The sequence below is a fragment of the Inquilinus sp. CAU 1745 genome (genome assembly GCF_039839375.1).
Taxonomy (GTDB): Bacteria; Pseudomonadota; Alphaproteobacteria; order DSM-16000; family Inquilinaceae; genus JBDOQU01.
The window spans coordinates 23541-48902 of the sequence record NZ_JBDOQU010000014.1 but is presented as its reverse complement, the minus strand read 5'-3'; the positions used below and the strand labels follow the sequence as shown (position 1 = coordinate 48902).

26 protein-coding genes are annotated in these 25362 nt (G+C 63.7%); 3 read left to right on the top strand and 23 right to left on the bottom strand.

Features of this window, described 5'->3' with window-relative positions; genetic code table 11:
- Positions 1–174 precede the first annotated feature (174 nt).
- From AAFN89_RS15650 to AAFN89_RS15620, 7 genes are all read right to left on the bottom strand, one after another.
- Positions 175–582: a DUF2442 domain-containing protein gene (locus AAFN89_RS15650; protein WP_347540046.1), complete on the bottom strand. Its 408-nt coding sequence runs from the start codon at positions 580–582 to the stop codon at positions 175–177.
- A complete protein-coding gene (locus tag AAFN89_RS15645) occupies positions 575–814 on the bottom strand; it encodes a DUF4160 domain-containing protein (RefSeq protein WP_347540045.1) in 240 nt (79 codons plus the stop codon). Before AAFN89_RS15645 ends, AAFN89_RS15650 begins: the two co-directional genes overlap by 8 nt.
- Before the next feature lie 15 nt (positions 815–829).
- The gene (locus AAFN89_RS15640; RefSeq protein ID WP_347540043.1) at positions 830–1303 is read right to left on the bottom strand and encodes a CopG family transcriptional regulator; all 474 of its coding nucleotides are present in this window, start codon (positions 1301–1303) and stop codon (positions 830–832) included.
- A gap of 10 nt (positions 1304–1313) precedes the next feature.
- On the bottom strand, positions 1314–3299 hold the full coding sequence (locus tag AAFN89_RS15635; protein WP_347540042.1) for a conjugal transfer protein TraG: 1986 nt from the start codon (positions 3297–3299) through the stop codon (positions 1314–1316).
- 145 nt (positions 3300–3444) lie between these two features.
- Positions 3445–4425, bottom strand: a complete 981-nt coding sequence (locus AAFN89_RS15630; protein ID WP_347540041.1) for a LysR family transcriptional regulator — start codon at positions 4423–4425, stop codon at positions 3445–3447.
- Positions 4426–4644: 219 nt separating this feature from the next.
- Positions 4645–5817 carry an MFS transporter gene (locus AAFN89_RS15625; RefSeq protein WP_347540040.1) on the bottom strand — a complete coding sequence of 391 codons (1173 nt, stop codon included), beginning with the start codon at positions 5815–5817 and terminating at the stop codon, positions 4645–4647.
- Between the two features lie 11 nt (positions 5818–5828).
- Complete coding sequence (locus AAFN89_RS15620) at positions 5829–6575, bottom strand: glucose 1-dehydrogenase (protein ID WP_347540039.1); 747 nt, start codon at positions 6573–6575, stop codon at positions 5829–5831.
- A 95-nt stretch (positions 6576–6670) separates the two neighbouring features.
- Between AAFN89_RS15620 and AAFN89_RS15615 the strand changes: the two genes are divergently transcribed.
- Positions 6671–7279, top strand: coding sequence for a TetR family transcriptional regulator (locus AAFN89_RS15615; protein ID WP_347540038.1), 609 nt, complete (start codon positions 6671–6673; stop codon positions 7277–7279).
- 50 nt (positions 7280–7329) lie between these two features.
- On the opposite strand, the gene AAFN89_RS15610 is transcribed toward AAFN89_RS15615, so the two are convergent.
- From AAFN89_RS15610 to AAFN89_RS15565, 10 genes are all read right to left on the bottom strand, one after another.
- On the bottom strand, positions 7330–8451 hold the full coding sequence (locus tag AAFN89_RS15610) for a DUF3363 domain-containing protein (RefSeq protein WP_347540139.1): 1122 nt from the start codon (positions 8449–8451) through the stop codon (positions 7330–7332).
- Positions 8452–9380: 929 nt separating this feature from the next.
- A complete protein-coding gene (locus tag AAFN89_RS15605; RefSeq protein WP_347540036.1) occupies positions 9381–9701 on the bottom strand; it encodes a hypothetical protein in 321 nt (106 codons plus the stop codon).
- Positions 9698–10456: a lytic transglycosylase domain-containing protein gene (locus AAFN89_RS15600; protein ID WP_347540035.1), complete on the bottom strand. Its 759-nt coding sequence runs from the start codon at positions 10454–10456 to the stop codon at positions 9698–9700. Before AAFN89_RS15600 ends, AAFN89_RS15605 begins: the two co-directional genes overlap by 4 nt.
- 12 nt (positions 10457–10468) lie before the next feature.
- On the bottom strand, positions 10469–10804 hold the full coding sequence (locus AAFN89_RS15595; protein WP_347540034.1) for a DUF736 domain-containing protein: 336 nt from the start codon (positions 10802–10804) through the stop codon (positions 10469–10471).
- 37 nt (positions 10805–10841) lie between these two features.
- On the bottom strand, positions 10842–11387 hold the full coding sequence (gene traF / locus AAFN89_RS15590) for a conjugative transfer signal peptidase TraF (RefSeq protein ID WP_347540033.1): 546 nt from the start codon (positions 11385–11387) through the stop codon (positions 10842–10844).
- Positions 11384–11902: a DUF2840 domain-containing protein gene (locus AAFN89_RS15585; RefSeq protein WP_347540032.1), complete on the bottom strand. Its 519-nt coding sequence runs from the start codon at positions 11900–11902 to the stop codon at positions 11384–11386. The genes traF and AAFN89_RS15585 overlap by 4 nt, the downstream gene beginning before the upstream one ends.
- Complete coding sequence (locus tag AAFN89_RS15580) at positions 11899–12153, bottom strand: hypothetical protein (protein WP_137387923.1); 255 nt, start codon at positions 12151–12153, stop codon at positions 11899–11901. Before AAFN89_RS15580 ends, AAFN89_RS15585 begins: the two co-directional genes overlap by 4 nt.
- Positions 12150–12800, bottom strand: a complete 651-nt coding sequence (gene parA / locus AAFN89_RS15575; RefSeq protein WP_347540031.1) for a ParA family partition ATPase — start codon at positions 12798–12800, stop codon at positions 12150–12152. Before parA ends, AAFN89_RS15580 begins: the two co-directional genes overlap by 4 nt.
- On the bottom strand, positions 12797–13825 hold the full coding sequence (locus tag AAFN89_RS15570; protein WP_347540030.1) for a replication initiator protein A: 1029 nt from the start codon (positions 13823–13825) through the stop codon (positions 12797–12799). The genes parA and AAFN89_RS15570 overlap by 4 nt, the downstream gene beginning before the upstream one ends.
- A complete protein-coding gene (locus AAFN89_RS15565) occupies positions 13826–14098 on the bottom strand; it encodes a helix-turn-helix domain-containing protein (RefSeq protein ID WP_347540029.1) in 273 nt (90 codons plus the stop codon).
- A 469-nt stretch (positions 14099–14567) separates the two neighbouring features.
- Here AAFN89_RS15565 and AAFN89_RS15560 point away from each other — a divergent pair, with 469 nt between their 5' ends.
- Both AAFN89_RS15560 and AAFN89_RS15555 read left to right on the top strand, forming a co-directional pair.
- Positions 14568–14855, top strand: coding sequence for a DUF2285 domain-containing protein (locus AAFN89_RS15560; RefSeq protein ID WP_347540028.1), 288 nt, complete (start codon positions 14568–14570; stop codon positions 14853–14855).
- Between the two features lie 280 nt (positions 14856–15135).
- Positions 15136–15903, top strand: a complete 768-nt coding sequence (locus AAFN89_RS15555) for a VOC family protein (RefSeq protein WP_347540027.1) — start codon at positions 15136–15138, stop codon at positions 15901–15903.
- Between the two features lie 165 nt (positions 15904–16068).
- Here AAFN89_RS15555 and AAFN89_RS15550 read toward each other — a convergent pair whose 3' ends face one another.
- The 6 genes from AAFN89_RS15550 to AAFN89_RS15525 form a co-directional block, all read right to left on the bottom strand.
- Positions 16069–16743, bottom strand: coding sequence for a DUF2285 domain-containing protein (locus AAFN89_RS15550; RefSeq protein WP_347540026.1), 675 nt, complete (start codon positions 16741–16743; stop codon positions 16069–16071).
- A 569-nt stretch (positions 16744–17312) separates the two neighbouring features.
- Positions 17313–17636, bottom strand: coding sequence for a DUF736 domain-containing protein (locus AAFN89_RS15545; protein WP_137387915.1), 324 nt, complete (start codon positions 17634–17636; stop codon positions 17313–17315).
- A 550-nt stretch (positions 17637–18186) separates the two neighbouring features.
- Positions 18187–18624, bottom strand: a complete 438-nt coding sequence (locus AAFN89_RS15540; RefSeq protein WP_347540025.1) for a hypothetical protein — start codon at positions 18622–18624, stop codon at positions 18187–18189.
- Between the two features lie 147 nt (positions 18625–18771).
- Positions 18772–19698, bottom strand: coding sequence for a DUF2493 domain-containing protein (locus AAFN89_RS15535; protein WP_347540024.1), 927 nt, complete (start codon positions 19696–19698; stop codon positions 18772–18774).
- Positions 19699–20002: 304 nt separating this feature from the next.
- Positions 20003–21049, bottom strand: a complete 1047-nt coding sequence (locus AAFN89_RS15530) for a toprim domain-containing protein (protein WP_347540023.1) — start codon at positions 21047–21049, stop codon at positions 20003–20005.
- Positions 21049–25359, bottom strand: coding sequence for a strawberry notch-like NTP hydrolase domain-containing protein (locus AAFN89_RS15525; RefSeq protein ID WP_347540022.1), 4311 nt, complete (start codon positions 25357–25359; stop codon positions 21049–21051). Before AAFN89_RS15525 ends, AAFN89_RS15530 begins: the two co-directional genes overlap by 1 nt.
- Positions 25360–25362 lie beyond the last annotated feature (3 nt).

The window sequence follows — 25362 nt, the reverse complement described above, 5'->3', positions numbered from 1 at the left end:
ACGGGGCGCGCAACAGACGGTCCCCCATCGGGGTCGATTAAAAGAACCTGATTTTTGGCTGGTTCAACAGATATTTACGCGCGTGCGGGCGTCGGCGGTGATCGGCGGCAAGTAGGATGGGTCCGCATCGCGTGCCCGGGGGCGACCGGTGCGAAACCAAGGCCAGGCGCGGGCCTATCGATTCGCGGATTTGCGTGGACGTCCGCCCTTCGCCCCGTTGGCGCGCGAGGCGGCCGCCTTGGCCGCCGAGGTGGTCTGTCCGGCGCGGCGGGCCATCCAGGCCTTGGTGCCGAAGATGCCCGCCATCAGGCCCGGTAGCGAAAGATCAACGTCCAGGTCCTCCCAATGCAGACCATAGCCCTGACCAAGGAGCTCGACGGCGGCAAGCTGGTCATCGGACGCCCCCTCAAGCCCCTGCGCCAGTCGCGGCGGAAAGGCGAAGGTGCAGCCGTTCTCCAGGTCGACAATCACCCGGCCTGACGTGCGATCATAGCGCGCTGCGGCCGCGCGCGGTTCGCTGGCGTGCGCGGTCCGACCCCGCTCAAGGGCGGCGTCGATTGCGGCATCGGTCAGGTCAGCCATGTATGTCTCTCCATCGCGCCAGAAACGCTTCCCTGTGCTCGATCACGACAGCCATCGCGCGGCGCACCTCGTTCCGCTTCATGCCTTCCGCCCAGACCAGCGCCGGCCCGCCATCGGGGCCGATTAGATTGATCTTGGCGTGACCATCGCCGAACACATGCACATGGGCAGGCTCATGGTCGTCGGTGAAAATGACGATACGCAGCCCGTGCGCGCGGTGGATCGTAACCATCGAGTAAATAACCTATCATGATGGGTTTTTCAAGGAATCATCGGCCGCCATTTCGCCGGCCGGTTCATCCGGCATGGATGGAGCCGGCATGTCGCGCGACAACTCCTTGAGGAACCTGTCTCCTGTGGCGAGGCGTCTGCCAAGGGACTGCATAAAGCCGTCGAACCGTTCCGCGCCTTTCGCTCGCGCGGAGGATTGAGCGTTTTCCGATAACGGCGGTGTAACCGTCAGCCAGAAGCGGATGAACAGCGAAAGGGTTTCGCCCAGCACAGCAAGATCTTCGTCGAGCCCGTCGATCTGGCGACCAAGCCTGTCGAGGCGCCGCGACATGGCCGCCTCCAGACGATCCGCCGTATCGCCGGAGAGGAAAGAGGCGACGGACGCCTCCACGATGGCGGATTTCGAGACGTTGCGGCGCAGCGCCAGCATTTCGACCTGCTTGAGCAATTCCGGGTCGAAGTAAACATTCATGCGGGTTCGTGTGGCCATCGGTAGGTCCTCAAAGCTCAATGCCGTCGTCGGGATTCATCGATGCCTGCCGCGCTACCACCCGAACACGCTGACGAAGGGCACGCGCCTTTGCGGCATCTACCTCCGGTTCGTCGTCGAGGATATCGAACTCGCGGGCGGGCGATGGTGGTGGTGGAACGATGTCCTCGTGCTCGGGCAATTCCGGTTCACGGCGGATGCCGGCATTGGCCGGGTCACCGTCGGTCCCGTCGATATCCGTCGAGGTATGGCTCGTCGCCGAGACCAGACGGTTCGACCAATCGTCGGAAGACGGATTGGGACCGGACGGAGTGGAAGCCGGATCGGGAGGCGTCAGGATGCGTTCCTGAAACCGGGCGTCCTCGAAGTATCTGGCCTTAGTGGCGCGGATCGGCGGCGTGCCCGCCACCATCACGATTTCTTCGGTGGGCGGAAGCTGCATGATCTCGCCCGGCGTCATCAGCGGCCGGGCCGTCTCCTGCCGAGAAACCATCAGATGCCCGAGCCAGGGCGCGAGGCGATGGCCGGCGTAGTTTGTGGAGTCACGCAACTCGGTCGCGGTACCGAGCGAGTCCGACACGCGCTTGGCCGTGCGTTCGTCGTTGGTGGCGAAGGCAACGCGAACATGGCAATTGTCGAGGATCGAATTGTTCTGGCCGTAGGCGCGCTCGATCTGATTGAGCGACTGCGCGATCAGGAAACTCTTGAGACCGTAGCCAGCCATGAACGCAAGGGCTGACTCGAAGAAATCCAGCCTGCCAAGGGCTGGAAACTCGTCCAGCATCAACAGCAGGCGATGCCGCTCGCCGGATGTTTCCAGTTCCTCGGTCAACCGCCTACCGATCTGATTGAGGATTAGCCGGATCAGCGGCTTGGTGCGGTTGATGTCGGATGGCGGCACGACGAGGTAGAGGCTGACCGGCTCCTTGCTTCCGACAAGATCGGCGATGCGCCAGTCGCAGCGTCGCGTCACCTTGGCAACGACGGGATCGCGGTAGAGGCCCAGGAACGACATGGCCGTGCTGAGTACCCCCGATCGTTCGTTGTCGGCCTTATTCAACAGCTCACGCGCGGCGGAGGCGACAACGGGATGAACGCCGGCCTCGCCCAGATGCGACGTGTCCATCATCGCGCGCAGTGTCACCTCGATCGGCCGCATTGTATCGGACAGGAAATTGGCGACGCCCGCCAGCGTCTTGTCGGGCTCCGCGTAGAGGACGTGCAGGATCGCGCCGACCAGCAGTGCGTGGGAGGTCTTCTCCCAGTGGTTGCGCCGTTCGAGACTGCCTTCCGGATCGACCAGGATGTCCGCGATGTTCTGCACATCACGGACTTCCCATTCCCCCTGCCGGACCTCCAGCAACGGGTTGTAGGCCGAGGAGTTCGTATCGGTCGGGTCGAACAGCAGGACGCGGCCATGCTTTCCGCGGAAGCCGGCGGTCAGCGTCCAGTTCTCCCCTTTGATGTCATGAACGATGCAGCTTCCCGGCCAGGTCAGCAGTGTCGGCACCACGAGGCCGACGCCCTTGCCGCTACGGGTGGGCGCGAAACACAAGACATGCTCAGGCCCGTCATGACGCAAATAGTCGCGCTCATATCGGCCGAGCACGACGCCATCGGGGTCGAGAAGGCCGGCAGCATGGATTTCGCGATCTTCGGCCCATCGTGCTGAGCCGTAGGTCGCCACGTTCTTCGCTTCCCGCGCGCGGATGATGGACATGAGAATGGCTGCAGCGATGGCGATGAAGCCGCCCGACGCGGCGATGATCGCGCCCTCGACGAAGATTGCCGGCGCATAGGCGTCAAAGGAAAACCACCACCAGAAGAAGGCCGGCGGATAATAGACCGGCCAGTTTCCCAGTTCGAACCATGGTGCTCCAAGCAGCGGTTGGAAGCCGAGCCGCCAGGCCGTCCATTGCGTCGCCGTCCAGGTCGTCACCAGAACAATGGTGAAGACCACGGCGATCTGACCCCAAAGGATTCGGCCTCCGCGCATACGGACTCCAGTCGGCAAATAGGAACGGAGCCAATCAGAGAATAGGCAAATCCACGACAGGCAACAGGAAAACGGATGCGGGAGGGCTGTAGGATACTATCGGCGGCAAATAGGAAGGGTTGCACTTACGCTATTGTCCACGCTGTTACTGCTGTGCAACTGGCTGTTTCGAAACGCAACGACTTAATCCGGCCGGATTGACCCGGCCTATTTCGTTGGCGAGAGTGAGCAAGTTTCGGAGTGCCGCGCCTTGATTGAATGGCGACCACACGGCCGAAAACGCCGCTGGCTCGGGTTCATCTGCGATGGGTAGGAAAACCACGCCGGAAGTTGGGAGCAGCGCCGTAGCGGCACCAAAGATGGTGATGCCGAAGCCTTGACCGACCATAGACAGTAGCGTGCCGCGCCCCACGTCGAAGCGCAGGATGGACGGTGCGGGCCAGCGCCCGGCGAGGCGCAGCACGATATGGTCCTGAACCTGCGGACCGGTGCCGCCCTGGCGCACAAGGAACGTCTCGCCCACCAGATCAGCCCAGGTAAGGACCGGCTGCGTGGCGAGTTGATGCCGCTCCGGCAGAACGGCCACAAGCGGTTCGGTCCAGATCGGGCGGCTATGGCAGTCGGGCAGCTCAGGCGTTCCGGCGACGAACGCCACGTCCAGTTGGTCGGCGCGAAGCTGCATGATCGCATCGCGGGCCGTGCCCTCCGTGATCTCGACGTTGATACCTTGATGCTCGTTTCGGTATCGCTCGATCAACTCTGCGAGGAAGCTGCCAGGAATGAGAGCGTGGACGCCGATACGCAAACGGCCGCATTCGCCCGCCGCTGCCATGCCGGCCGTTTTCACGGCATGATCGAGTTGATCAATGCCAACCGCGATCTGCTCAACGAACTGCTTGCCGGCCTCCGTCAGCCGGACGCCGCGAGCATGGCGCTCGAACAGGAGGATGCCAAGGTCTTCCTCCAGCGTCTTCACGCGGGCGCTGACACTCGACAGGCTGACGCCGAGCGCATTGGAAGCATGACGGAAGTTCAGATGTTCGGCGACGGCGAGCGTTTGAATCAGGGATGCAAGGGGAATGCGCGACCCTAGCGAGGTTGGCATTCCCCATTGACGATCAATCATGGGTGCGGATCGCCTCCGGCGCATTGCTATCCGCTTTCCGTCATTCGGTAATGGTTTTGAGGGTGAGAAGGCTGGCGAGGGCGCTCAGAATTGTCACAACGATGACGACTAACGCTACGGTGTGATGAGGTATCGCCAGACAAGTGGGACAGAAGCGAATGCTACCAGACTGACGAGCGGCGCACCGCGCAGGCAGCGAGGAATTGTTCTCCATCGCCGTCAATTGCTCATACCCGTGTTGCTGCCATGATGAGCTTGGCGGAGCTTCGCGGTCACAACGGCTGCGATGGCGCTTGCGAATGCGAGCACAACGGCAAGGATTGCCGGTGACGTGTAGCCGTAACCAGCCGAAATCGTGATACCGCCGAACCAGGGACCAAGGGTATTGCCAATGTTGAAAGCGGATATATTGACGGTGCTCGCAACCGTTGGAGCCTCCGTTGCAACGCGCATGACTTGCGTCTGGAGCGCTGGATTGATCGCAAACGCTGCGATCCCGAACGCGAACACAATTGCGATTGCAGTTACTTTCGAAAGAAGGGCTATCGGGAACAACGCAAAAACGACGGCAAGCATCGTGAGACCAATGTAGAGGTTGAGGCTCAGATGGCGATCGGCGAAGTGGCCACCGATGTAGCTGCCTGCAAAAGTGCCCAACCCGAAAAGCACCAATATTGGTGGCACTGCTCCAGGCGAGAAGCCTGCCACGCTTGTCAGGATCGGAGCGATGTAGCTGTACACGGCGAACAGAGCCGCTTGGCTAAGCGCTGTTGTCGCCAGCGCCGACCACATCGCCGGTCGTCTCAGCGGACGCAATTCCGCCATGACATCAACAGTGGATGAGCGCGCGCTGCCAGGAACAAATGCAATGACGCCGACAAGACTCACGCAGGCAAGAACGGCAACGATCCAGAAGCTGGCTCGCCAGCCCCAATGTTGGCCGACGAACGCACCAAGGGGAACGCCGACGATGTTGGCAACGGTCAGGCCACCAAACATGACGGCAATAGCCTTGCCATGTTTTTCCGTGCCGGCAAGGTTTACAGCTACGACCGCTCCTATGCCGAAGAACGCGCCTACTGACAGAGCCGTAGTTATGCGGGCTACCATCAATATCGCATAGGTGGGCGCGAGAGCGCCCAAGGTCTGCCCGATTGTGAACAGGATCAAAAGGCTGATCAGTGCTGCTTTCTGGCTGGTCCGCAGACTGGCGAGCGTCAACGGCGGCCCGCCGATCGCGACCGCGACCGCAAACCCCGAGACGAGCAAGGCAGCCTTGGGGATTGACACCGCGAACTCCTGCGCAAGCAACGGCAGAAGGCCCGAGATCATGAATTCGGTCGTGCCGAGGCAGAAGATGCTTAGGCCAAGGATGTAAACCGCGATCGGCATCGATTCGCTCCTCACGCGCCGGTGATTCCGCCATCGGTCAGGATTGTACGACCCGTGATCCATCGGGCGTCGTCCGAAGCCAAAAACGCGATCGACGCAGCAATATCGTCCGGCTCGGCAAGGCGACGGAGCGGTGTCGCGTTCGCCAGGAGTTCGCGCTTTTCGGCGGGTATGCCCGCCGTCATGTCCGTCCGTGTGACGGCGGGCGCGACCGCATTAACCGTAATTCCCTTCGGTCCAAGCTCGATCGCAAGGGCCTGGGTAAGAGTAGAGACAGCCGCTTTAGAGGCGGCATAAACGCCCGTGCGATCTTTGGGCGAGAACGCCCTTTGCGAGGAAAGATTGATGATACGGCCGCCGCTTTCCGGGAACAGGGCGAGCGCCGCCTGGGTGACCTGAAGCGTCCCCCAGAAATTGACGTTGAACTGCTCTGCGTAGAAGGCGAAATCGATGTCACCGATGGCGCGGACACCGAAAGTCCCCGCGTTGTTTACCAGAATGTCGATGTGGCCGAAGGTAGCTGCGACTTCCTCAATCAGAGCCGCAACGGCGGCTGCGTCCGTGACATCAGCCTTGAATGCTTTCACCGTTGCACCAGCGGCTTGCAGATCACGGACTATAGCGGCTGCTTTGTCGGCTTCGGTTCGATAAGTGAAAGCAACCCGCGCGCCGGACTCAGCGAAGCGTCGGACGACAGCCTCGCCGATCCCGCGCGAGCCGCCTGTGACTAAAGCGATCTTTCCTTCATACGCACTCATTTTTGCACCTCGATTCTGGAATGATCGTCAAAGAATAGGTGCTTGCCTTTCGCTGTCAAGAGGGTTATTGGTTGATCATTCCAGAAAGAGTGCGCATGGCAGGAAGACCAAGAGCCTTCGATCGTGAGCAGGTGTTGCGCAGGGCGCGCGACGCCTTTTGGGCGCGCGGCTACGAAGGCACGTCGATGTCAGACTTGGTCGAGGCGATGGGGATAGCCTCGGCGAGCATCTATGCCGCCTTCGGGTCAAAGGAAGCTCTGTTCCACGAGGCCGTCGCTGATTATGACGCCCATGAAGGCGGTTTTGCCGCGCGTGCCCTAGCGGAGGAACCCACGGCGCGCGATGCCATCCGACGTATGCTCGTGGATGCTGCAACCCTGTTCACGCAGCGAGGAAACCCGCGTGGCTGTATGGTCGTGCTGTCGGCGCCCAAGTGCGCGAAACAGAATGAGGCGGTCGCTGAATGGCTGTCGTCGCAAAGGCGTGCCCGGCACGCGGTCATCCTGCGCCGTCTCCAAAAGGCCCGAGAGAGTGGTGAGATCAGACCGGATGCAGACCCGGAGATGCTCGCGGATTTCTACACGACTTTCCTGCAGGGCCTCTCGATCCAGGCACGAGATGGTTTCCCGAGAAAACGGATTATGAAGACGATCGATAGCGCCATGCTGATTTTCGAGGCGGTGATGCCACACCTTGCTCAGTGACGGCGTTGATGAAGCACCAGGCTTTCTAGACGACTGAACAGTGAAGCAGGTTACCGCCCCAGACCTCGCTGCCGCCCCAATTGCCACGACACCGAACCGCCGTGCACGACGCCCATGACCTCGCGGCCGAGTTGGCGGTCGATGACCGGCCGCCACGGGACAAGGGTGAACTCGTGCGCCTTCTCGACAATGGCGAACTTGCCGCTCGATAGCTGCACGGTCCCGGTGAACTTGCCGCTGACGCTCTCGCCGTCCGTGGCCGCCCGGAACGGCAGCGCCTTGTTCGCGGCGATCTCCGCGCCAACGCTGGCAACCTCGCGCTCGCGCAGCGTCGCGAGAAGATTGCGCCGATAGAAGGTTCGGCCGTCCTGCTGGCGCACGGCGTCGCCGTGGTCGATGTGATGTTCGCGGCGCTGGTCCATCGCCTCGCGCACCTGCTGGCCGAAACCGGCCGGGGCGAGATCCGATGCGTCGGCGGATAGCAGCTGCCTGTCGAGCCAGGTGGCGCCGTCCGCGCCGATCTGCTTTTCAAGGTCGAAGGCCGACAGGGCTCGAACGCTGCCCTGTCGGGTGCGGCCGGCGTCATAGGCGGCGGCGCGGCTCTCGAAATCGTCGGGGATGCGCCATTGGTTGGCGTCGATCCGCTCGACGATCCCGGCGCGGCGCAATGCCTCCAGCCGCCGGACATGAGCATCGACATAGCCCTCATAGTCGCCGCCCGGAACGCAGCCCTCGAACTTCGCCTGCTCCAGATGGCGGCTCGGTCGATAGATGCCGTCCTCGGCAATGGCGACAATGGCGCGGTCGGACGGCCGGGCATTCGCCTCGGCGCGGCCGATCTCGATGACGCTGCCAATCCGGGCATCCTCCAACTGCATGGGGTCGATATTGGCGATGTGGTGTGTCCGCCCGTCGATCCCGTCCACGACGACGGTGAGATTGTCGCCCAACTCGTTGGCGAGATATTTGTCGAGAACGCGGCCGGTAACAGGTGTTGCGGGTGCGCCCTCATAGATGCGGAAGGTCATGGGATCGCGCTCCAGCCCATCGGCGGCGAGCGATCTTTGCATGGTGCGGATGATGTCGCCGCGTTCGCCCAGTTCGCGCAGGGTTGGTTCCAGCTTTTCGTTCAATTCCCAGACGCCGGGGGCGTGTTCGGAGGCGAGGCCCATCCGCCCCAGCTTGGACAGCCGGCGCAGGCGAAGCGTGCGCTCGAACTGCCGCTTCCGCTCCCCCGGCTCGTGGCGCAGGTCGAGGAACCGTCCGTCGGCTTCCTCGGCAATGGCCCGGTCGATGCGGGTGAAACGATCCTGATCTATCTCGGTGGTGAGCTTGCGGGTCTGCTCGATCTCGCTGACGTGGCCGAGTTCCAGCGTCGCCAACTCGCTGGCCCGTTCGCGGACACCATGAACGATGTAGTCGCCGTTGATGACCAGATCCTGCCCCAGATCGTCCTTGCCCCGGACGATGACATGCACATGGGGATGGCCGGTGTTGTAGTGATTGACCGCCACCCAATCGAGCTGCGTGCCAAGATCAGCTTCCATCCGGCCCATGAGGTCGCGGGTATAGGCCGTGAGGTCCGACAACTCTGACCCGTCCTCGGGCGAGACGATGAAGCGGAACTGGTGGCGGTCCTCCTGGCCGCATTCAAGGAAGGCGTCGCCATCGGCTTGGGTCTCGCCGCGCGAATAAACTTGACCGCGCTCGCCGTCGCGCGAGGTGCCGTCGCGCTGGATATAGCGCAGATGGGATTGCGCCTTCCGGCCCTTTCCGGGATGGAGGATGTAGCGCTGCTGCACCATGACGCGGCGCGCGCCGGGTTGCCGGTGATGCCAGCCGCCGCCGAGATTGCGGGTGCGGACGAAGACTGCGCCGCGCCCACGCTTCACGCCCTTGCCGCTCGACAGGACCACATGCGAACCGGAAGGGGTTGCGGGCGTGAACACCGCCGTTCCGAAACTGACGCGGGGCGCGGTGTGGCGCTGTTGCCGGGCGATCTTCTTGGCTTGCGTGAGGAAGCTCTTTGTCTTGCCCGCGCGCGGCGTGTCCGAGCGGATGCGGCCGGGCTTCGGCCGGAAGCGGTTTTCGTCGTCGGCGCTCATGGATGCGCCTCCGGCCCAAATCGCGGAGAATCGGACAATCGGCGGATATGGTGCCGGACAAAATCCAGCAACGCCAAAGTGTTGCGCGAAATCGCGGCACTCCCCGCCTCAAAGCAACAGTGCCGGAAACGGCCGCCTAACCAGTGTGCAGACAACAACAATTTCGGAACTCGGCCCGACATGGTGCCGGTTCCTTCAATCTTGCCCTCCCTCCTTTTCGCCCTTTCCGCTTTTCCTGCAGGGATTTCAGCCAGGTGCAAACCTGCCTGACTGGACACTGGAACGGCGCACACCGAGCGCGGAAACGCGATCCTCATGGGGCTTCTCCTTCGCTGGCGCGGGCCACGAAAAGGCTGTCGGTTTCCGGCTCCGTATCGTCAGGATTGTGCGCAGGAACGGATGCACGGGCGCCAGCCGAACGCGCCGCGGACGGCGGCGTGGCGGCAGTTCGCGCGTCGGTCGGGCGCGTGACGAAGAGCGGAGCTTCACGCCAGTCGGGCGGTGGTGGCGGCGCGTCGGGGGCAGCCATACCGTCCAGAACCGGAACGAGGGTAGACACATAGGCGCGCGTTTCGGGGGGCAATGGGCGGCCGGTCGCAAGGTGGTCGTCGTAGCGCGCGGGACCGGCATTATAGGCCGCCAGCATCGCCGAAACATTGCCGTAGCGGTCGAACATCTCGCGCAGATAGGCCGTCCCCGCGAGGATGTTGTCGCGCGGTTCGTAAGGATCGCGACCAAGGCGATAACGGACGCGCAGGCCCGCCCAAGTGTCGGGCATGACCTGCATCAATCCCATCGCTCCGGCCGACGAGATCGCACGCATGTCGCCAGCGCTTTCGGCACGCAGCACGGCGCGAATCCAGCGCTCGGGTATGCCGAAGCGCTGCGATGCCTCGGCAATATGCGTCGCATAGGGATTGCTGGCGGGTGTGGCGATGGACGGTGCTGGCTGAGCGAAAGTGGGTGCTTCCGGCGCTACCGAAAGCGGAAAGCCGGAAAGGAGAAGCAGCGCAATGCGCCGGGCGGCGCGACGACGCCCGAACGCATGCCGGTGACGCAGCTGGATGCGCAAGGGCGGCATCGCTCAGTCCTTTCCGCCACGCCGAGGCGGACGGTTCCACTGCAACGACCACGCTGCTTTGTCGTCGCCATCTTGAAAGAGATTGGCTCGGATCGCCTGCGGCAAGGCGGGGTCGTCGATCAGGACCGAAAGATATTCGCCGGCCTTCTCGCCGGTCCGCTTCCAGGCTGCGCCGATCTCCGGTCCATCGTCCGCGCCGTGATGAACGCGATAGTCCGGCGCGTTCTCCGCGTCCGACTGTTCGGCGGGAACGATGGTGAGTTCGCGATAGAGGGTAAGCGTATGGACACGCCCGACGAAGTGCGTTTCCTCGCGCGTGAATTGACCGATCTGGGGCATGGTAAATCTCCCGTGGCTTGGGGGTGGATGTGCGGGCTCAGTGCGATGGGGCGCGCCATACGAAGCGCCCGTCGCCGTCTTCATCGGTCCAGAGCGGCTGCGCCCGGCCGATGACGGAACTTGCGGGAATGGGTCCGAAGTAACGGCCGTCGAGGCTGTCTGGGACGTCCCAGTTCATGAGGAAGAGTTCGCCGTCGCGGATCACGCGGCAGCCCTGCCAGGCGGGCAGTTCGCGGCCCGCGCGGTCGCGGTCCAAGGCCGCGCCCATCTCGATTCCGTCAACCGTGATCGTGAGGCCGATACGGCATACGCGCTGGCCCGGCAGGCCAAGAACGCGCTTCAGGAGCGGCACGCCGCGCCCGATATAGCCGCGCTGCACCACGAAGCGGGCGAACCGCTTGGGCGGCATCACGGCGACCAGTTTGGTTACCTCGATCGGGTCCGCTGGCGCGATGGTGTAGAAGCCGACGGGTGCGCTCGTCGTGGCGTTCCAGATGAGTTTCGTCGGCCAATCGGCGGCGCTTGCGGCGGCGACGCCGATGACGGCCACCGTCGCCACCGTGAGGATGCGGCGGCGCGTCATGGGGCGATCCTCCGGCGGTGAAGCCAGGCGGCATGCCGCTCGGGCGAATAGGCGTGCGGCTCCAGACCGGCGGTCAGACGGTTGTGGACATGCCGCCAATGCTCTGGCGAAACGTCGACGGCATTGAGGCCGAGCGCTTCAACGGCGTCGATGGCCGCAAGGGCGCGCTGGACTTTCGCCCAGCTGTGGAGGCGCAACAGGATCTCACCACCGGGACGAACGAAGGGCAGCGTCTGGAACGGCTCGCCGCAGTCGGTGGCCCGCACGATGTCGATGCGCGAGACGATCGTGCCGTGCTCGCCGGCCGCCCATCTGACGAAGGCGAAAATGCTGTTCGGCGCGAAGCCGACAACGCTGCGGCGGCGGTCGATGATCCGTTCGTAGCTCTTCCCGCCGAAGCGTATCCAGTGCTCGACCTTCTGCTTTTGGAAGGTCAGCTCGACCAATGTGGTGAAGGGTGGCGGCTCGTCTGGCAGCGGACGGCCGTGCATGCGGCGGGCCGCTTTGCCGGTCATGTCGGATCTCCATCGGTCGGCGGAAACTCGCGGGCGAGCAGATCGCGCAGCATGTCGGTGACGGTGATGCCGCGCCGGAATGCAGCAACTTTGATGCGCCCGCGCAGCTCGGGCGTGATGTCGATGGTCAGGCGCGCGGTGAACGCTTCGCCGGTAGCCTTGCCGTGCGGCGGCGTCTCGGCCGCCTTGATCCAGTTTTCGGGATCGCCCGGCCGGGATGCGAAACCGCGTTTGCCTGTGCGTCCGGTCATGGGGCCCTCCCGATGTGAAGCTGGTCGATTTCGTCGGTCAGTGCCTCGACCTCGCGCGCGGCCGGGCAGTCGGCGTCGATTTCGGATGCGAGCCGGCCGGATTGCGCGGCGTCGGCGAAGACGACGCGCTGGCCAATGGTGGCCGCGAGTACCGGCGGGTCGTGATCGGCCAATGTTTCGGCCGTCTCGCGGGCGATGACGGTGCGCGCGCCGCAACGGTTGAGAATGAACCGTGCGGCCAGCTCGGGCCGGTAGATGCGGGCTTCGTTCAGAAGCGACAGCATCTCGGCCGAGGCCCAACCGTCGAACGGCGAAGGCTGCACCGGGATCAGCACCAGGTCGGCGGCGAGCAGCGCGGAGCGCATGAGGCCGGCGACACGCGGCGGCCCGTCGATGACAACATGATCGGCGTCGCGGGCCAGCTCTGGCGCTTCGCGGTGCAATGTGTCGCGGGCCAGACCGACGACGCCAAAGGCGCGCGGCAAGCCCTCATGGCTGCGGCGCTCCGACCAGTCCAGAGCCGAGCCTTGCGGATCGGCATCGATCAGCGCGACCCGCTTTCCCTTCCCGGCCCATTCACCGGCGAGATGCAGCGCCAGCGTGGTCTTGCCGACGCCGCCTTTCTGGTTGAGGAACGCGACGATCATGGCGCACCTCGCCGGGTGGCACCGGCACCACGGATCGCGTGCGCGCGCGTCAAAGAAGAAGAGTTAGATTCTCTGTTAGATTCTTCTATAGAGTCTGGCGCGCGATTTGCGCCTAATGTCCCGATACTGTGTGCGCCTAATGTCCCGATAGGATTCACAGGCGTTTCCACAGGCACTGTGGACAGGTTTTCGGGCAGAAAACGCAGCAGTTCCCGCCCGTCCTCCCATTCGATCTGGAGCCGATAGCCGGGCAATGACTGGCGGGCTGTCAGCCGGCGCAGATCGAGCGCGAAGTCGGACGGTCGCGCCAGGCTGCCGGACTTCTGATGGAGGTGGGAAAACTCGAACGCCCAGCCTTCGGGCTGGCGTCCGGCGTGCTTGCGGGCGACGCGATAGAGCCAGCGCTCGATGCCGCCGGTCAGGCGGAAATAGGCCGGATCGATCGTGAGCACCAGCGAGCGGTCGACAACGCTGTTGTAGAACCATTCGGGCAGCACGAATTCCATGCCTTCGACGCGGCCCTTGCCGGTCGTCATTTCTTCCCATTCGTTGATCCAGGAGAATTGCCGCCGCCGCCAATGCCGGCCGCCCCGGATGGTGGTGGCGATGACGGTCGATTGCAGGCGGGCAAGCGCGGCCTTGAGCAGCAGATAGTCTCGGTTGCCGGTGGCCCGCCCGACGGCGCGCAGGAGCTGGTAGGGCATGAAGCGGAAGAAGCGCGACGTGGTGAAACCGCTGTTCTCGGCCGCGACGATCTGCGAGGCGGCCCAGATCAGGACATCGGCATCCCAGATTGTCGCCATGCCATGCTCGGGCATGGCAAAAACCTGCACCTCGACATCGGCAGCTCGATACCGGATCGGCTTCGTGCGCGGCCGCTTGGCCAGCGAAAAGAAGGGCCGCTCCATCAGATCGCGCTGGTCGCGTGGCGCGGCGTCGCCGGTCGCAACCACGAAGGGATCGAGACGGCTGCGTTCGCTGTCCCCGGCGGGCTGCGTGCAGTTATGGTTGTCCTCGCGCAGCATTCAGCGCTCGCCCCGTTCTTCGGGCGTCAGCGGGCGGGCGGGAAAGACCGTCCCGGCATTCTCGTCGCTGGTGGACTTGCGGGCCCCGATCTCGGTCCAGGCTTCCAGATCCCGGAGGGCGTAAAGGACACGGCCACCGATCTTGCGGTAGACCGGGCCGGTTCCGTACGTCCGGTGTTTTTCAAGGGTGCGCAGTGATATGCCGAGGAAGCGCGCGGCTTCCTGTGTGCGTAGCAGGCGCGGCGGCAGGTCCGCGTTATGGCGGTTGGCCATGGATCACCTCCGGTTCGTAGATCGATTCCGTTGCCGATGACGGCGGCGGGCTATCGCGAACCATGGCGAGGGATCGGCGGCCCGTAGCGTGCCGCATTTGCACCCATGCGCTGGCGGCACCCCTTCCGGGCGGGGATCAGATTGAAAAGATGAGGAAATTCAGCGCGTCGTAGCCTTTCGCGCCAATTCGGCGAAGACAATTCGGTGCGCGTCGGTTAAGACTGGACGCGGAGCAGACGCGCTGCTCTGGGGCGTCGAAACCCCTGACTAGCGGTCGGTGTCGGCCGCAACGGCACCACGATCCTCGGACCTTATGGTCGGGGAGCCCATGGCGCATGTCCAGGGCTTCTCGCCTAAAGGTCATGGGGCCGTCTAGTCACGGTTTCGAACTCCCCGATCACCAGGTCAGAGGGGCCATTTGCGGGGGCGCACCGCAAGCCAGGCTCCTCCCGGCAGAAGGGGAATGACAATGCAAACGCCCGTCGAACTCGATCCCGATGTGGAGGACGAAGCACCGACTGGAAACGTCATCACGCCCTATGACGAGCAGCATTTCGTAACCTATATGCGCCTGCTCGACGCGAAGGCGGAAGGTGCGGACTGGAAGGAAGTGGCCGAGATCGTACTACACCGCGATCCTGTCGCTGAGGAACTGCGAACCCGTCGATGTTGGCTAAGTCATCTTGAACGTGCGCAATGGCTTTCGCGCGAGGGATACAAGCGAATATTGGAACAGGCTGCGGCGAATAAGGCGTGAAACGACAAATTATGGCCGCTTCGCTGGCCCGAAGCCATTCGACATGACAGCGATAGCGCCGAATGCCCGACCGATCGGATAGTAAGCCGACATTCGTTGCGGCTACCTCTAGGGTCAGCTGTGCGGGACGAAGCGGACTTTTGCTTTCGCAGCGTATGCACTTGGAAAGTACTCTGCTCGGTGATGTTCGATTGGGCTGCTGACTGCCGACATGCCCTTGACAGGTAAGAACAAAATAGGAACATTTGAGTGAACCACAGAAAATCCGAAGGAGCATTCAGTGACCAATCACCACGGCACACCAATCTGGTATGAGCTTATGACCGACGCGCCCGACCCGGCGCAGGATTTCTACGGTGCAATTATGGGTTGGAGCTTCACGAAGCCGCCTGGCGGCTTGGAACGCGACTATCGGGTGTTCAGAGCCGATGGCGAAGATGTCGGCGGCGTGATGAAGGCACCTGACGGCGCTTGCTTCGCGCCGGCCTGGGCAGCCTATTTCGGCGTCTCGGACGTCGATGCCGCCGCCGAGAAGGTGAAAGCCCTCGGCGGCACCGTCCACATGGAACCGCAGGACATTCCCGGTGTCGGCCGCTTCGCCTTCGTGGCCGACCCGCAGGGTGCGGTGTTTTACCTGATGCGCGGCGACAGTGACGGGAACAGCACAGCCTTTGAACCGAGGAGGGCCGGTCACTGCTCATGGAACGAACTCGTCACCTCGGATCAGGACGCGGCGCTCGAATTCTACGGCAAGCTGTTCGGTTGGGAGCGGGCCGGTTCGGTGACGCTGAGCGGAGACATGGGTGAGTATGTGTTCATCAAGAATGGTGATGCGGATCTGGGCGCGATGATGGACGCGCCGACCAACGCCGGATCTTTCTGGAACTTCGCTTTCTGGGTCACCGATATTGATGCCGCAAAGTCGACGGTTGAAAACGGCGGCGGTTTGGTTCGCATGGGCCCAACCGAAAAGCCGAGCGGGGAATGGGTTCTGCAGGCGACCGATCCTCAGGGTGCCAAAGTGATGTTCATGGGCCAGCGCATGTAAGGGTAGCCGGTGAGGATCCGGAAGAGTGATCGCCGCCTTGTTGCCGCGGCACTGCGGCGTTGGAGCTGCATTGTTGGGCGCTAAGGGCTCGAAACGAACCTCCGCTGCGCGGAGCGCGAAGGTCCGCAGCTTCGGTTGTCGTCTGTGAAGAACTCCTTTTTCATCCTAACCGTCGTTGCCCTGAGAACCGATCTTGATTGGATAATGCAGCAACAGCCGGTAGCCGCCCCGCATCATCTTTTTGCCGTGGGCGACAAGGCGACGCGCCTTGCTCTTTCTCGGGTCGCTCTCGAAATCCTCCTTCGTGCCGCGAAAACCGAGCAGGACTTCGGCGATGGTACGATAGCTCTCGCCTCGCAAGCGTGCGTCGAGCGCACGCAAGGACAGAATGTGCCACTGCCGAAGCTGGTCGGGGATATCGCGAAAATCCCGCCCGGGCGAGCGACCTTTGAGGGACCGCCAGAAGCGCCGCGCCGCATGTGCGCGAAGCTCCATGAAGTCGTCGAGGGGCAGCGTGACAGCATAGAATGCCGCCGCATGCGGGACGGGTTCGGGCAGCCAGAATTGATGTTCGACGCCGTTCACCTGCCAGATGCCGTGCCAGCCATCGGCTGCGCGGCGCAGGACGAGACCGTCGAGATGTGCGAGATCGATGGTCGGGTCGCTCCTCGCGTCCACCGGTTCGGCCGGGACCAGTTTGATGGCCTGCGGCTGGAATCGGGGCGACCAGAACAGCGGATCGCGATCAGGCGGATCGTCGGGGTCGTGCGGGAAATCGCAACCCCCAGCGCCGAGCGAAGGCTTCCAGTTCGCTTGCGTTCGGCCGTTTAGCCCGCACAAGAAGCTGGAAGTCCTGCCGGTAGTCGTGATTGCGACGGAGATATTCCCAGGCGAAACCGGCGGCGGGGATGGTCTTCGTATGCACGTAAGCCGCTGGCGCCCTCCAATCGATCTTCAGCATGGCGCATCCTCCCTACTCACGGACGCACGGGACAGCGCCCGGACTAAAGAGTTTCGGCCGGCGCCTATACTGAAGGTAGACAGAATAACCTGAAACGTCGTTCGCGTAACCAGATCACGTATAGTTATTTTCTTCTTAACTATGTTTCCGTGATCCCGCGATCTATATATAAATGTCGGTCAATAATCAGCTATGCTGCTATTCTTGGTAACCCGCCCTGCATTTAGACGATCCCAAGGATCGCGCGTAGATCGACCTTTCGCGCGATCTCTTTGTTTCAGGCGGCGCGTCCCCATGGCCGGTTCCTTGGCCATTTGCTCTACTGAATGAGGTTCGCGGCGAAAGGACGGGTCCGGGCGGAAAACCGGGTATAGGGGCGCCATGGGCGTAAAGGCTTCCCACAGGCATGGGAAAGGCTCCGACCTTGCGGCCGGAGCCTTCGTGCGTTTCACTCGCCGTTTCGGCGGGTGGGGCGGGACCAGATCAGCGCGTAGGTCTCGCCGTCCTCCTCGTCGAAGAGGTTGGCGTAGATCGGGGCGGTGAAGCTCGGATCGTCGAGCTTGAGGCCCAGATAGTCGCGGCCCTCGTTGGAGCGCTTCGACCAGGCGGCACCGATCTCGGCACGGCCCACCAGGACGCGGTGGCTGGGGGCGTTCTCGCCGGTGGCGCGGGTGTCGGGGACGATGCGCACGCCCTTGGCCTGGACGCTGAGGGTGACGATTTCGCCGGTGAATTCGTTGCCGGTCTTCTTGAAGGTGCCGATGGTAGCCATTTTGAGTCTCCGTTTTCCGTTTCCGGGTCCGCACCATTGCGGCCCGATGGCGATCGACAGGCCGGAGACGACCGGCGGCGCACCCCCGGCATGCCGGGGGTGGACAGCAAAGGCAGAACTTTCTTGTTCCGCGCGGAATGGGCGCAGCCCAGGGGAAGAAAGTTGTGACGGCGCTGTTGCGCCAAGGCGGTCGAGGGGTAGCCGGTCTTCGGCCAGATCAGGCCATTGAAAGGGCCGTATGGAGCGGACACGGGACGGGCAAGGAACGGAGACGATGGCGGCCGCGGATGCCCCGCAACCTGACCGACTGTTCACCGGCGGGCTCGCTCACCCGCGACAGGCCGCGCGCATCTTTCTCCATGCGCCCCCGCCGACGCCTCCCCCGATCACAGCTGTGGTCTGCCGCGCGAACGGTTGGTCCTCCACCGTACGACCACTGCCGCGACGGGGACCTCATGCCGATCCGCACACCACCCCATACCGGCATCCTGACGATCGGGATGGCATGCCTGCGCTGTTCCGGTCCCGCCTTATCGGATCATCGGCAGTGTCAGGCGCGCACGGGAGATCCGTCCGAGGAGTCGGCGGCCATGCCGGCAATGCGGAGGAAGGCGGAAACGCCCACGGCGCCAGCGCTAATGACGGCGAAGATCATCTGCCATGTCTCCGAAGGCATCATGGCCCTGGTGATCCCGAGGGTCGCGTAGAACCCGGCCAGCGCCGCCGGCACCACGAAGATCAGCGCGATTACAAAGCGCGCCCAGAGCGGGCGGACGAGCATGATCAGCGCCTGGCCGATGGCCAGAGTCAGGCCGGCGGCAAAGCCACCGACGAGGATTGCTCTGAGCCAGCCTGCACCGGTGCCATAGGCCCAAATACCGGCATGAAGTCCGACGAGGAACGGCAGCGCGAAGACGGCCAGGTTGAACAGCAACCAGCACATGGCTGCGATGGCGGCAAAAGATGCAAGGATTCCGAGAACGAACATGGTGGTGACTCCCGTTTGACGTGGAACGGTCGCGCCTGCCACCACCACCATGGCGCAAGGCGGAACATAGCATGAAATTGCCCGGAATGGCGAGACGCCATGCGCGTTGGCGCGCGGGCCAATTTGTCGATTGCTGGCTGGCAGCGCTCACGCGCTGCCCTCCGCCAGACGATAGACCGGAATGCCCATCTTGCGGGCCTTGTCGGCCAGGTTGTCCTGGATGCCGGTGCCGGGAAAGATGATGACCCCGATCGGCATGGTGCTTAGCATCTGGTCGTTGCGTTTGAAGGGCGCGGCCTTGGCGTGCTTCGTCCAGTCGGGCTTGAAGGCGACCTGCGGCACCTTGCGGTTATTGGCCCAGGTGACGGCAATGCGCTCGGCGCCTTTCGACGATCCGCCATGCAAGAGCACCATGTCCGGGTGCTTGGCATGGACCTGATCGAGCTTGGCCCAGATCGTCCGGTGTTCGGTGGTGTCCCCGCCCGAGAAGGCGATCTTGGGCCCGGCGGGCAGCAGCACCTCGTTTTCGGCGCGGCGTTTGGCGGCGATGAAATCGCGGCTGTCGATCATGGCCGATGTCATCTGGCGATGGTTGACCCGTGAACCGGAGCGCGGCGACCAGGGCGTGCCGGTGGTGCGCAGGTAGAATTCGGCGGCGGTGTCCCTGAAAGTCTCCATGCTGTCGCGGCGCTCGATCAGGCTCTGGCCGATGCCGATCAGGGTTTCGAGCTGGACGGATTTGACCTCGCTGCCATCCTGTTCGCGCTGAAGGCGCCTCTGTGTCTGCTCGTTGTCGTCGAGTTTGCGCTCGATCCGCTCCACGGCGCGGTGGAAGGTGTTAACGGTGGACCACATGATCTCATCAAGGTCGGAATCCAGGCTGGTATCGGCCATGGTGGAAATCAAGGCGTCGAAGATGTCGGCTACCGCGGTCTGGATGGCGGTATCTTCGGGCATGATCCGGGGATCGGCCTCATCCTCGGCGGGACGGTAGCCATAGAGTTCGAGGTCTTCGATGACATGGCCGGTCGGGGACGTGCTGTGATCGGGTTCAAAATCGTCATGGGCGTACATGGGATGCTCCGTCGGCTGGACCGCGACCGTCGCGGCCTTCATGGCGACGAAAGCCCACGGGCGGTTCGGTCTGGCAGCCCGAGCCCTTTGCGAGGGCCTTGATGGACGGGTCCGGCTAATTTGTTTCGCGCTGTAAAGCCCCGAAGGGGCGACGGAAATTAGCCGGACGCGGCCATTGCCTGACCGGAGCGTTTGTGGGCCGCTCGCCCTCTGAGAAGGCCAAGGCGCGGCCCATCTGCCGATGGAGGTGCCTCCCTCTGCGCATGACAGGATTGATCCTGCCCGATCGCGGCCCCAGTGCTGGCTATGGCGTCAGGGCCATGAAGCGGCTGACGTCCTCGGGGACGATCTGCACCCGGATTTGTGCCCGAAGTGTTTCCAGTCCTCGAGCGACGAGATCGTCGTTGAAGTCCCCCATCATGGGCGAGAGCGTGATCGCCTCGATGCCGGCCTCGATGGCCCGGTCCACCAGGCTATCCCGCGCGACGTCGCCAGCCGGATCGTTGTCGCGGACGATATAGAGCCTGCGCAAATTCGGCGGGAACAGGATGGCGGCGAGATGCACGGCCGAGAGTGCGGAGATCATTGGCATTATTGTCAAAGCCTGTCGCAGGGACAATATGGTCTCGATGCCTTCTCCTGCCGCCATGACATCCTGCGCTTCCCCGAAACGAACGGCGTGTCCGAGTAGGTCTCCCATCGCCTTCCTCGGCGGATCGACAGGCGCCTTACCGGAGCCGTCGCGGGTCAGCCAGGTGCGGTGCGCGCCGGTGATCTTGCCATTGAGGTCGGTGACGGCCGCGATTATGGCAGGCCATGTCTCGGTCGGCCCATGGCCCTCGGGCCGCCAGTAGCAGTTCGGGTGGAAACGCAGATTTGCTGTTCCGCGTAAATCCGCAATGCCGCGACCGCGTAAATACGTCTCTGCGAGACTGCCGATAAGCGGGTGCGTGATGCGCCAGAGGCGGCGGGCCGCCGCGGACGATCCGGATGGTGCTGGCGGTGTTCGGGGCTTGCGGGACTGTGGCTCCGGTTCGGGATGCGGCAGACTGAGGAAGCGTCGGGCTTCCTCGGCAACGTCCGCAAAGTCGATGAGACCGAGGCTTTCGCCGATCACGTCAAGCAGATCGCCATGCTCCCCGCTCTGTGCATCGGTCCATTTGCCAGCCGCGCCCTTGCCTGATTCCGGCCCGGTCAGGCGCACGAACATGGAGCGGCCCGGATTGTTCTGCACATCGCCGACCTGCCAGTAGTTGCCCTGCTTGCGCCCGTTCGAGAGATAGCGGCGGCACACCGCCTCGGCTTGTTGACCGAGACGCTGCGCCAGCTCCGAAGCATTGAGACGCGCCATTACGCTGCCTCCCGCTCACCGATGCGCTCGACCGGGAAACGGTCGAGGAGCTTGGCCGTAATCTCCGGCCCGGATGCCCCCACCGGCACGAAGAAGCGCAGCTTCCACGAGATGATCTCGCTGAAGAGCCCATAGGCGCGAAGCCGATCGCGCATCGTGTCGGAAAACCCGGAAAGCTCGATCCGGTTTGCGCCCATGACGCGGGAGCGGCGCAATTGCAGCCCCTCGGCGAGATCGAGGATCGTCCGGCCTTCGAGCAGCGCGGCATAGGCGGCGTCCGGCGCAATGCTGGCGGTGCCCCCACTGGCCGAGGCATTGTCCGCCCATGCGGGCGAGACGCGGCGACCGATGATCCGTTCGCCTTCATCGGTCTGGAGCCGATAGACGCGGGACGACTCCTGCGGCAGGCGCTTCCAGATCGGCAGGAGCAACCCCGTCACCATATGCAGGATGCTGTCAGTGAACTCCGGCACTTCAACCAGTTCCGCCGTCCAGGCCGAGGCGAACGCGGCGCGATCAGCCTCGACCCAATGGGTCTCGTCCATTATGCGGACGGGCATGTTCTGGGCCTCCATCGGGCGGATCAGCCGGATGCGCCGTTCGATCTCACCATCGTCCAGCATGATGCTGGTGGTCGGGATCTGCACCGCCGCCCGACCGGACCGCTCATTGACCAGCAGCTTTGCGCGCGGATCGTCGAGTTCCACCAGCGCGGCATCCAGCGTCACCGGCTGGTTGCGCCTGCGCTCGGTGAGGGTCAGCAGCCGCGTTTCCGCGCCGGTGCCCGGATGGGTGTGGATCACCTGACGATCGGTGACGATGAAGCTTTCGGCCCTGAGCGTTTCCAGGCCCATGTCATAGGAGCCCGACGCAATCGCCCCGTCGATCCGGGCTTCCAGCAAGTGCTCGAAGGCCGAGAACAGGATGCCTTGAAGCTCGATGGTCAGCGCCAGGAGGCGATTGAGGAAGGTGGTGATCGGCGGCAGATCGTCCTTCACACCATTGCTGTCCATCAGCTTCAGGCCGGTGGCGGATTCAAACCGCTCGAGCGAACATCCCTCGACCTTGCCGCGCACGATCAGCAAATAGAGCTGGCGCAGCGCATCGCGGGCATAGCTCGACTCAAGATTGTCCTCGGGCCGAAACAGGCCCTGACCGCCGGTCTGGCGCTGGCCGCGCGTGATCGCGCCCAACGTATCGAGGCGGCGGGCGATGGTCGAAAGAAACCGTTTCTCGGCCTTCACATCCGTGGCGATGGGTCGGAACAGCGGCGGCTGCGCCTGATTGGTGCGGTTGGTGCGCCCGAGCCCCTGAATGGCGGCATCGGCTTTCCAGCCGGGTTCCAGCAGGTAATGCACCCGCAGGCGCTGGTTCCGCGCCGAGAGGTCTGCATGATAACTGCGCCCGGTTCCACCCGCATCCGAGAAGATCAGGATGCGCTTCTGGTTGTCCATAAAGGCCGAGGTCTCGGCGAGATTTGCCGAGGGCGCGCGGTTCTCGACCGCAAGCCGATCACTTTTGCGTACGATACGGCGCGAGCGACCCGTGACCTCTGCCACCAGATCGGTGCCGAAGCGCTGCACGATCTGGTCGAGCGCCCCCGGAACCGGCGGCAGCGAGCCGAGCTGTTCGAGCATTTCGTCGCGCCGCGCCACGGCTTCGCGGCTTTCGACCGGTTGACCGTCCCGGAAAACCGGCCGTGACGACAGGTTGCCCTCGCCATCGGTGAAAGGCTCGTAGAGCTGCACCGGGAAGGAATGCTGCAAATACGAGCCTACATACTCCCTCGGCGTGACATCGACGGAAATATCGTTCCATTCGTCGGTCGGGATCTCGGCGAGCCGGCGCTCCATTAGCGCCTCACCGGTGGAAACGATCTGGATCACGGCGGCGTGGCCCGCCTCCAGATCAGCGTCGATGGACCGGATCAGGGTCGGCGTCTTCATACTGGTCAGCAGGTGGCCGAAGAAGCGCTGCTTGGTACTCTCGAAGGCGGAGTGGGCCGCGGATTTGGCCTGCCGGTTCAGCGTGCCCTCGCTGCCAGTGATATTGGCGGCCTCCATTGCCGCGTCCAGGTTCCCATGGATCACGGCGAACGCGGCCGCGTAAGCATCGTAGATGCGGCGCTGCTCGTCGCTGAGCGGATGCTCGACCAGTTCATATTCGACGCCATCATAGGAGAGCGAGCGCGCGGTATAGAGACCGAGGGAACGCAGATCGCGGGCCAGCACCTCCATGGCCGCCACGCCGCCGGCCTCGATTGCCTCGACGAACTCGGCGCGGGTCTGGAAAGGGAAATCCTCGCCGCCCCAGAGGCCGAGCCGCTGGGCATAGGCGAGATTGTGAACCGTGGTCGCCCCGGTCGCCGAGACATAGACCACGCGCGCGTCCGGCAGAGCGTGCTGGAGTCGCAGGCCCGCACGTCCCTGTTGCGAGGCGGCGATATCGCCGCGGTCCCCCTTGCCGCCACCGGCATTCTGCATCGCGTGGCTCTCATCGAAGATGATGACCCCATCGAAGTCCTTGCCCAACCAATCGACGATCTGTTTGACGCGCGAAACCTTCTCGCCACAGTCATCGGAGCGTAGCGTGGCATAGGTGGTAAAAAGGATGCCTTCCGTGAGCGTAATCGGCTTGCCCTGAGGGAAGCGCGACAACGGCGTGACCAGCAGTCGCTCCATGCCAAGCGCCGACCAGTCGCGTTGCGCATCCTCGATCAGCTTGTCGGATTTGGAGATCCAGACCGCCTTGCGGCGTCCGCGCAGCCAGTTGTCGAGGATGATCCCGGCCGATTGGCGGCCCTTGCCCGCGCCGGTGCCGTCACCGAGCATGAATCCCCGACGGAACCGGGCAGCGCCTGCCGCATCTTCGGGTGCAACACTCACATTGTCGAAATGCTCGTCCACGGTCCATGCGCCGGCGAGGTGATCGGCATGGGCTTCCCCGGCATAGATCACCGTCTCAATCTGGGCGTCCGACAGGCGCTCGCGGATGTCGGCGGGTAGCATGGGTCGGTAGGAGGGCTTGGGCGGCGCGACCGAGGCCATGGCGGCGGATTGCACCAGCTTCGTCGGATGCGGCTTAGCGCCCGGAATGCGCAGCGATTGCAGCGCATACTCCTCGTAGATCGCATCCGAGAGGCGCGCGCCCTCGGGCGGCGTCCAGTCCACCGTCTCGTAAGCCAGTTCCACGCCATCGGGGTCACTGTCCGGAGCCGCAACCGGCCGCGTGGTAACCGCCCGGGCGAGATAGCCGCGCACCGTCTTCGGCGCAGTCGCCGGAACGGAGCTTGGTTCCTTCGGCAGAGACACCGGGAGACGCGGCGGCACCTGTGCCTCTATCCACCCCAGCAGCGTGGCGACATCGGGTGCGATGCCCGGCGATGCCGGGAAGACGGGCGGATCATCGGCGGGCAGCTTGTCGATGACGGTCAGCCGCGTGTCGATGGCGGTGCCGTGTTTCGCATAGACCGCGCCATCGACGGCGGCGGTGAAGATCACGCGCCCGCGTTCCTGCAAGCGGATGAAGGCATCGCGCCAGGCCAGGGTCTCGGGACCGAAGTTGGCCCCGGTGATCGTGACCAACCGCCCGCCGGGAGTAAGACGGGTCAGCGCCGAGGCGACATGTCGGTATGCGGCATCGGCGGCACGGCCGCTGATATTGGCCATGACCGAGAATGGCGGGTTCATCAGCACCACAGACGGGACAGTACCCGGCGCCAGATGGTCGTCGATCTGCGCGGCGTCGAACTTGGTGACGGTAAAGGCCGGAAAGAGGGAGGATAGAAGATCGGCGCGGGTCTCAGCCAATTCGTTGAGGATCAGCGAGCTGCCGGCGATCTGCGCCAGTATCGCCATGAGGCCGGTGCCGGCCGAGGGTTCCAGCACCACATCGTCCGGCATGATCGCAGCCGCCGACAAAGCCGCGAGGCCCATCGGGATCGGCGTGCTGAATTGCTGGAAGCTCTGGCTTTCCTCGGAGCGCCGGGTTTGCGTCGGCAGCAATCCCGCGATCTTCGCCAACGGATCGAGCCGTGTAGTTGGAGATACGGCTTTACGGAAAAGCGCCTTTCCGTATTTGCGCAGGAAGAGGACCGTGGCGACCTCGCAAGCCTCATAGGCCAGCTTCCAGTCCCATGCGCCGGTCGCATCGGAAACGCCGAAGGCGGTCTCCATCGCACCGCGCAGAGTCGCGGTATCGACGCGCTGGCCGCGTTCGAGATGGGGAAGCAGGAGATTGGCCGCAGCGAGGATCGCGGGCGCAGCCGCTAGCGGCGTGGCCGGCTCGGCCACGGGAGACACGATGTTCATGTC

Excerpts from the sequence above, each read along its gene's own strand:
- AAFN89_RS15620 (WP_347540039.1), bottom strand. The coding sequence starts at position 6,575 with ATGAGTGCGTATGAAGGAAAGATCGCTTTAGTCACAGGCGGCTCGCGC.
- AAFN89_RS15560 (WP_347540028.1), top strand. The coding sequence starts at position 14,568 with ATGCAAACGCCCGTCGAACTCGATCCCGATGTGGAGGACGAAGCACCG.
- AAFN89_RS15585 (WP_347540032.1), bottom strand. The coding sequence starts at position 11,902 with ATGACCGGCAAAGCGGCCCGCCGCATGCACGGCCGTCCGCTGCCAGAC.
- AAFN89_RS15605 (WP_347540036.1), bottom strand. The coding sequence starts at position 9,701 with ATGAGGATCGCGTTTCCGCGCTCGGTGTGCGCCGTTCCAGTGTCCAGT.
- AAFN89_RS15580 (WP_137387923.1), bottom strand. The coding sequence starts at position 12,153 with ATGACCGGACGCACAGGCAAACGCGGTTTCGCATCCCGGCCGGGCGAT.
- AAFN89_RS15545 (WP_137387915.1), bottom strand. The coding sequence starts at position 17,636 with ATGGCTACCATCGGCACCTTCAAGAAGACCGGCAACGAATTCACCGGC.
- AAFN89_RS15525 (WP_347540022.1), bottom strand. The coding sequence starts at position 25,359 with ATGAACATCGTGTCTCCCGTGGCCGAGCCGGCCACGCCGCTAGCGGCT.
- traF (WP_347540033.1), bottom strand. The coding sequence starts at position 11,387 with ATGACGCGCCGCCGCATCCTCACGGTGGCGACGGTGGCCGTCATCGGC.
- parA (WP_347540031.1), bottom strand. The coding sequence starts at position 12,800 with ATGATCGTCGCGTTCCTCAACCAGAAAGGCGGCGTCGGCAAGACCACG.
- AAFN89_RS15625 (WP_347540040.1), bottom strand. The coding sequence starts at position 5,817 with ATGCCGATCGCGGTTTACATCCTTGGCCTAAGCATCTTCTGCCTCGGC.
- AAFN89_RS15570 (WP_347540030.1), bottom strand. The coding sequence starts at position 13,825 with ATGCTGCGCGAGGACAACCATAACTGCACGCAGCCCGCCGGGGACAGC.
- AAFN89_RS15535 (WP_347540024.1), bottom strand. The coding sequence starts at position 19,698 with ATGTACGCCCATGACGATTTTGAACCCGATCACAGCACGTCCCCGACC.
- AAFN89_RS15645 (WP_347540045.1), bottom strand. The coding sequence starts at position 814 with ATGGTTACGATCCACCGCGCGCACGGGCTGCGTATCGTCATTTTCACC.
- AAFN89_RS15565 (WP_347540029.1), bottom strand. The coding sequence starts at position 14,098 with ATGGCCAACCGCCATAACGCGGACCTGCCGCCGCGCCTGCTACGCACA.
- AAFN89_RS15650 (WP_347540046.1), bottom strand. The coding sequence starts at position 582 with ATGGCTGACCTGACCGATGCCGCAATCGACGCCGCCCTTGAGCGGGGT.
- AAFN89_RS15635 (WP_347540042.1), bottom strand. The coding sequence starts at position 3,299 with ATGCGCGGAGGCCGAATCCTTTGGGGTCAGATCGCCGTGGTCTTCACC.
- AAFN89_RS15630 (WP_347540041.1), bottom strand. The coding sequence starts at position 4,425 with ATGATTGATCGTCAATGGGGAATGCCAACCTCGCTAGGGTCGCGCATT.
- AAFN89_RS15530 (WP_347540023.1), bottom strand. The coding sequence starts at position 21,049 with ATGGCGCGTCTCAATGCTTCGGAGCTGGCGCAGCGTCTCGGTCAACAA.
- AAFN89_RS15640 (WP_347540043.1), bottom strand. The coding sequence starts at position 1,303 with ATGGCCACACGAACCCGCATGAATGTTTACTTCGACCCGGAATTGCTC.
- AAFN89_RS15595 (WP_347540034.1), bottom strand. The coding sequence starts at position 10,804 with ATGCCCCAGATCGGTCAATTCACGCGCGAGGAAACGCACTTCGTCGGG.
- AAFN89_RS15615 (WP_347540038.1), top strand. The coding sequence starts at position 6,671 with ATGGCAGGAAGACCAAGAGCCTTCGATCGTGAGCAGGTGTTGCGCAGG.
- AAFN89_RS15610 (WP_347540139.1), bottom strand. The coding sequence starts at position 8,451 with ATGGGCCTCGCCTCCGAACACGCCCCCGGCGTCTGGGAATTGAACGAA.
- AAFN89_RS15540 (WP_347540025.1), bottom strand. The coding sequence starts at position 18,624 with ATGTTCGTTCTCGGAATCCTTGCATCTTTTGCCGCCATCGCAGCCATG.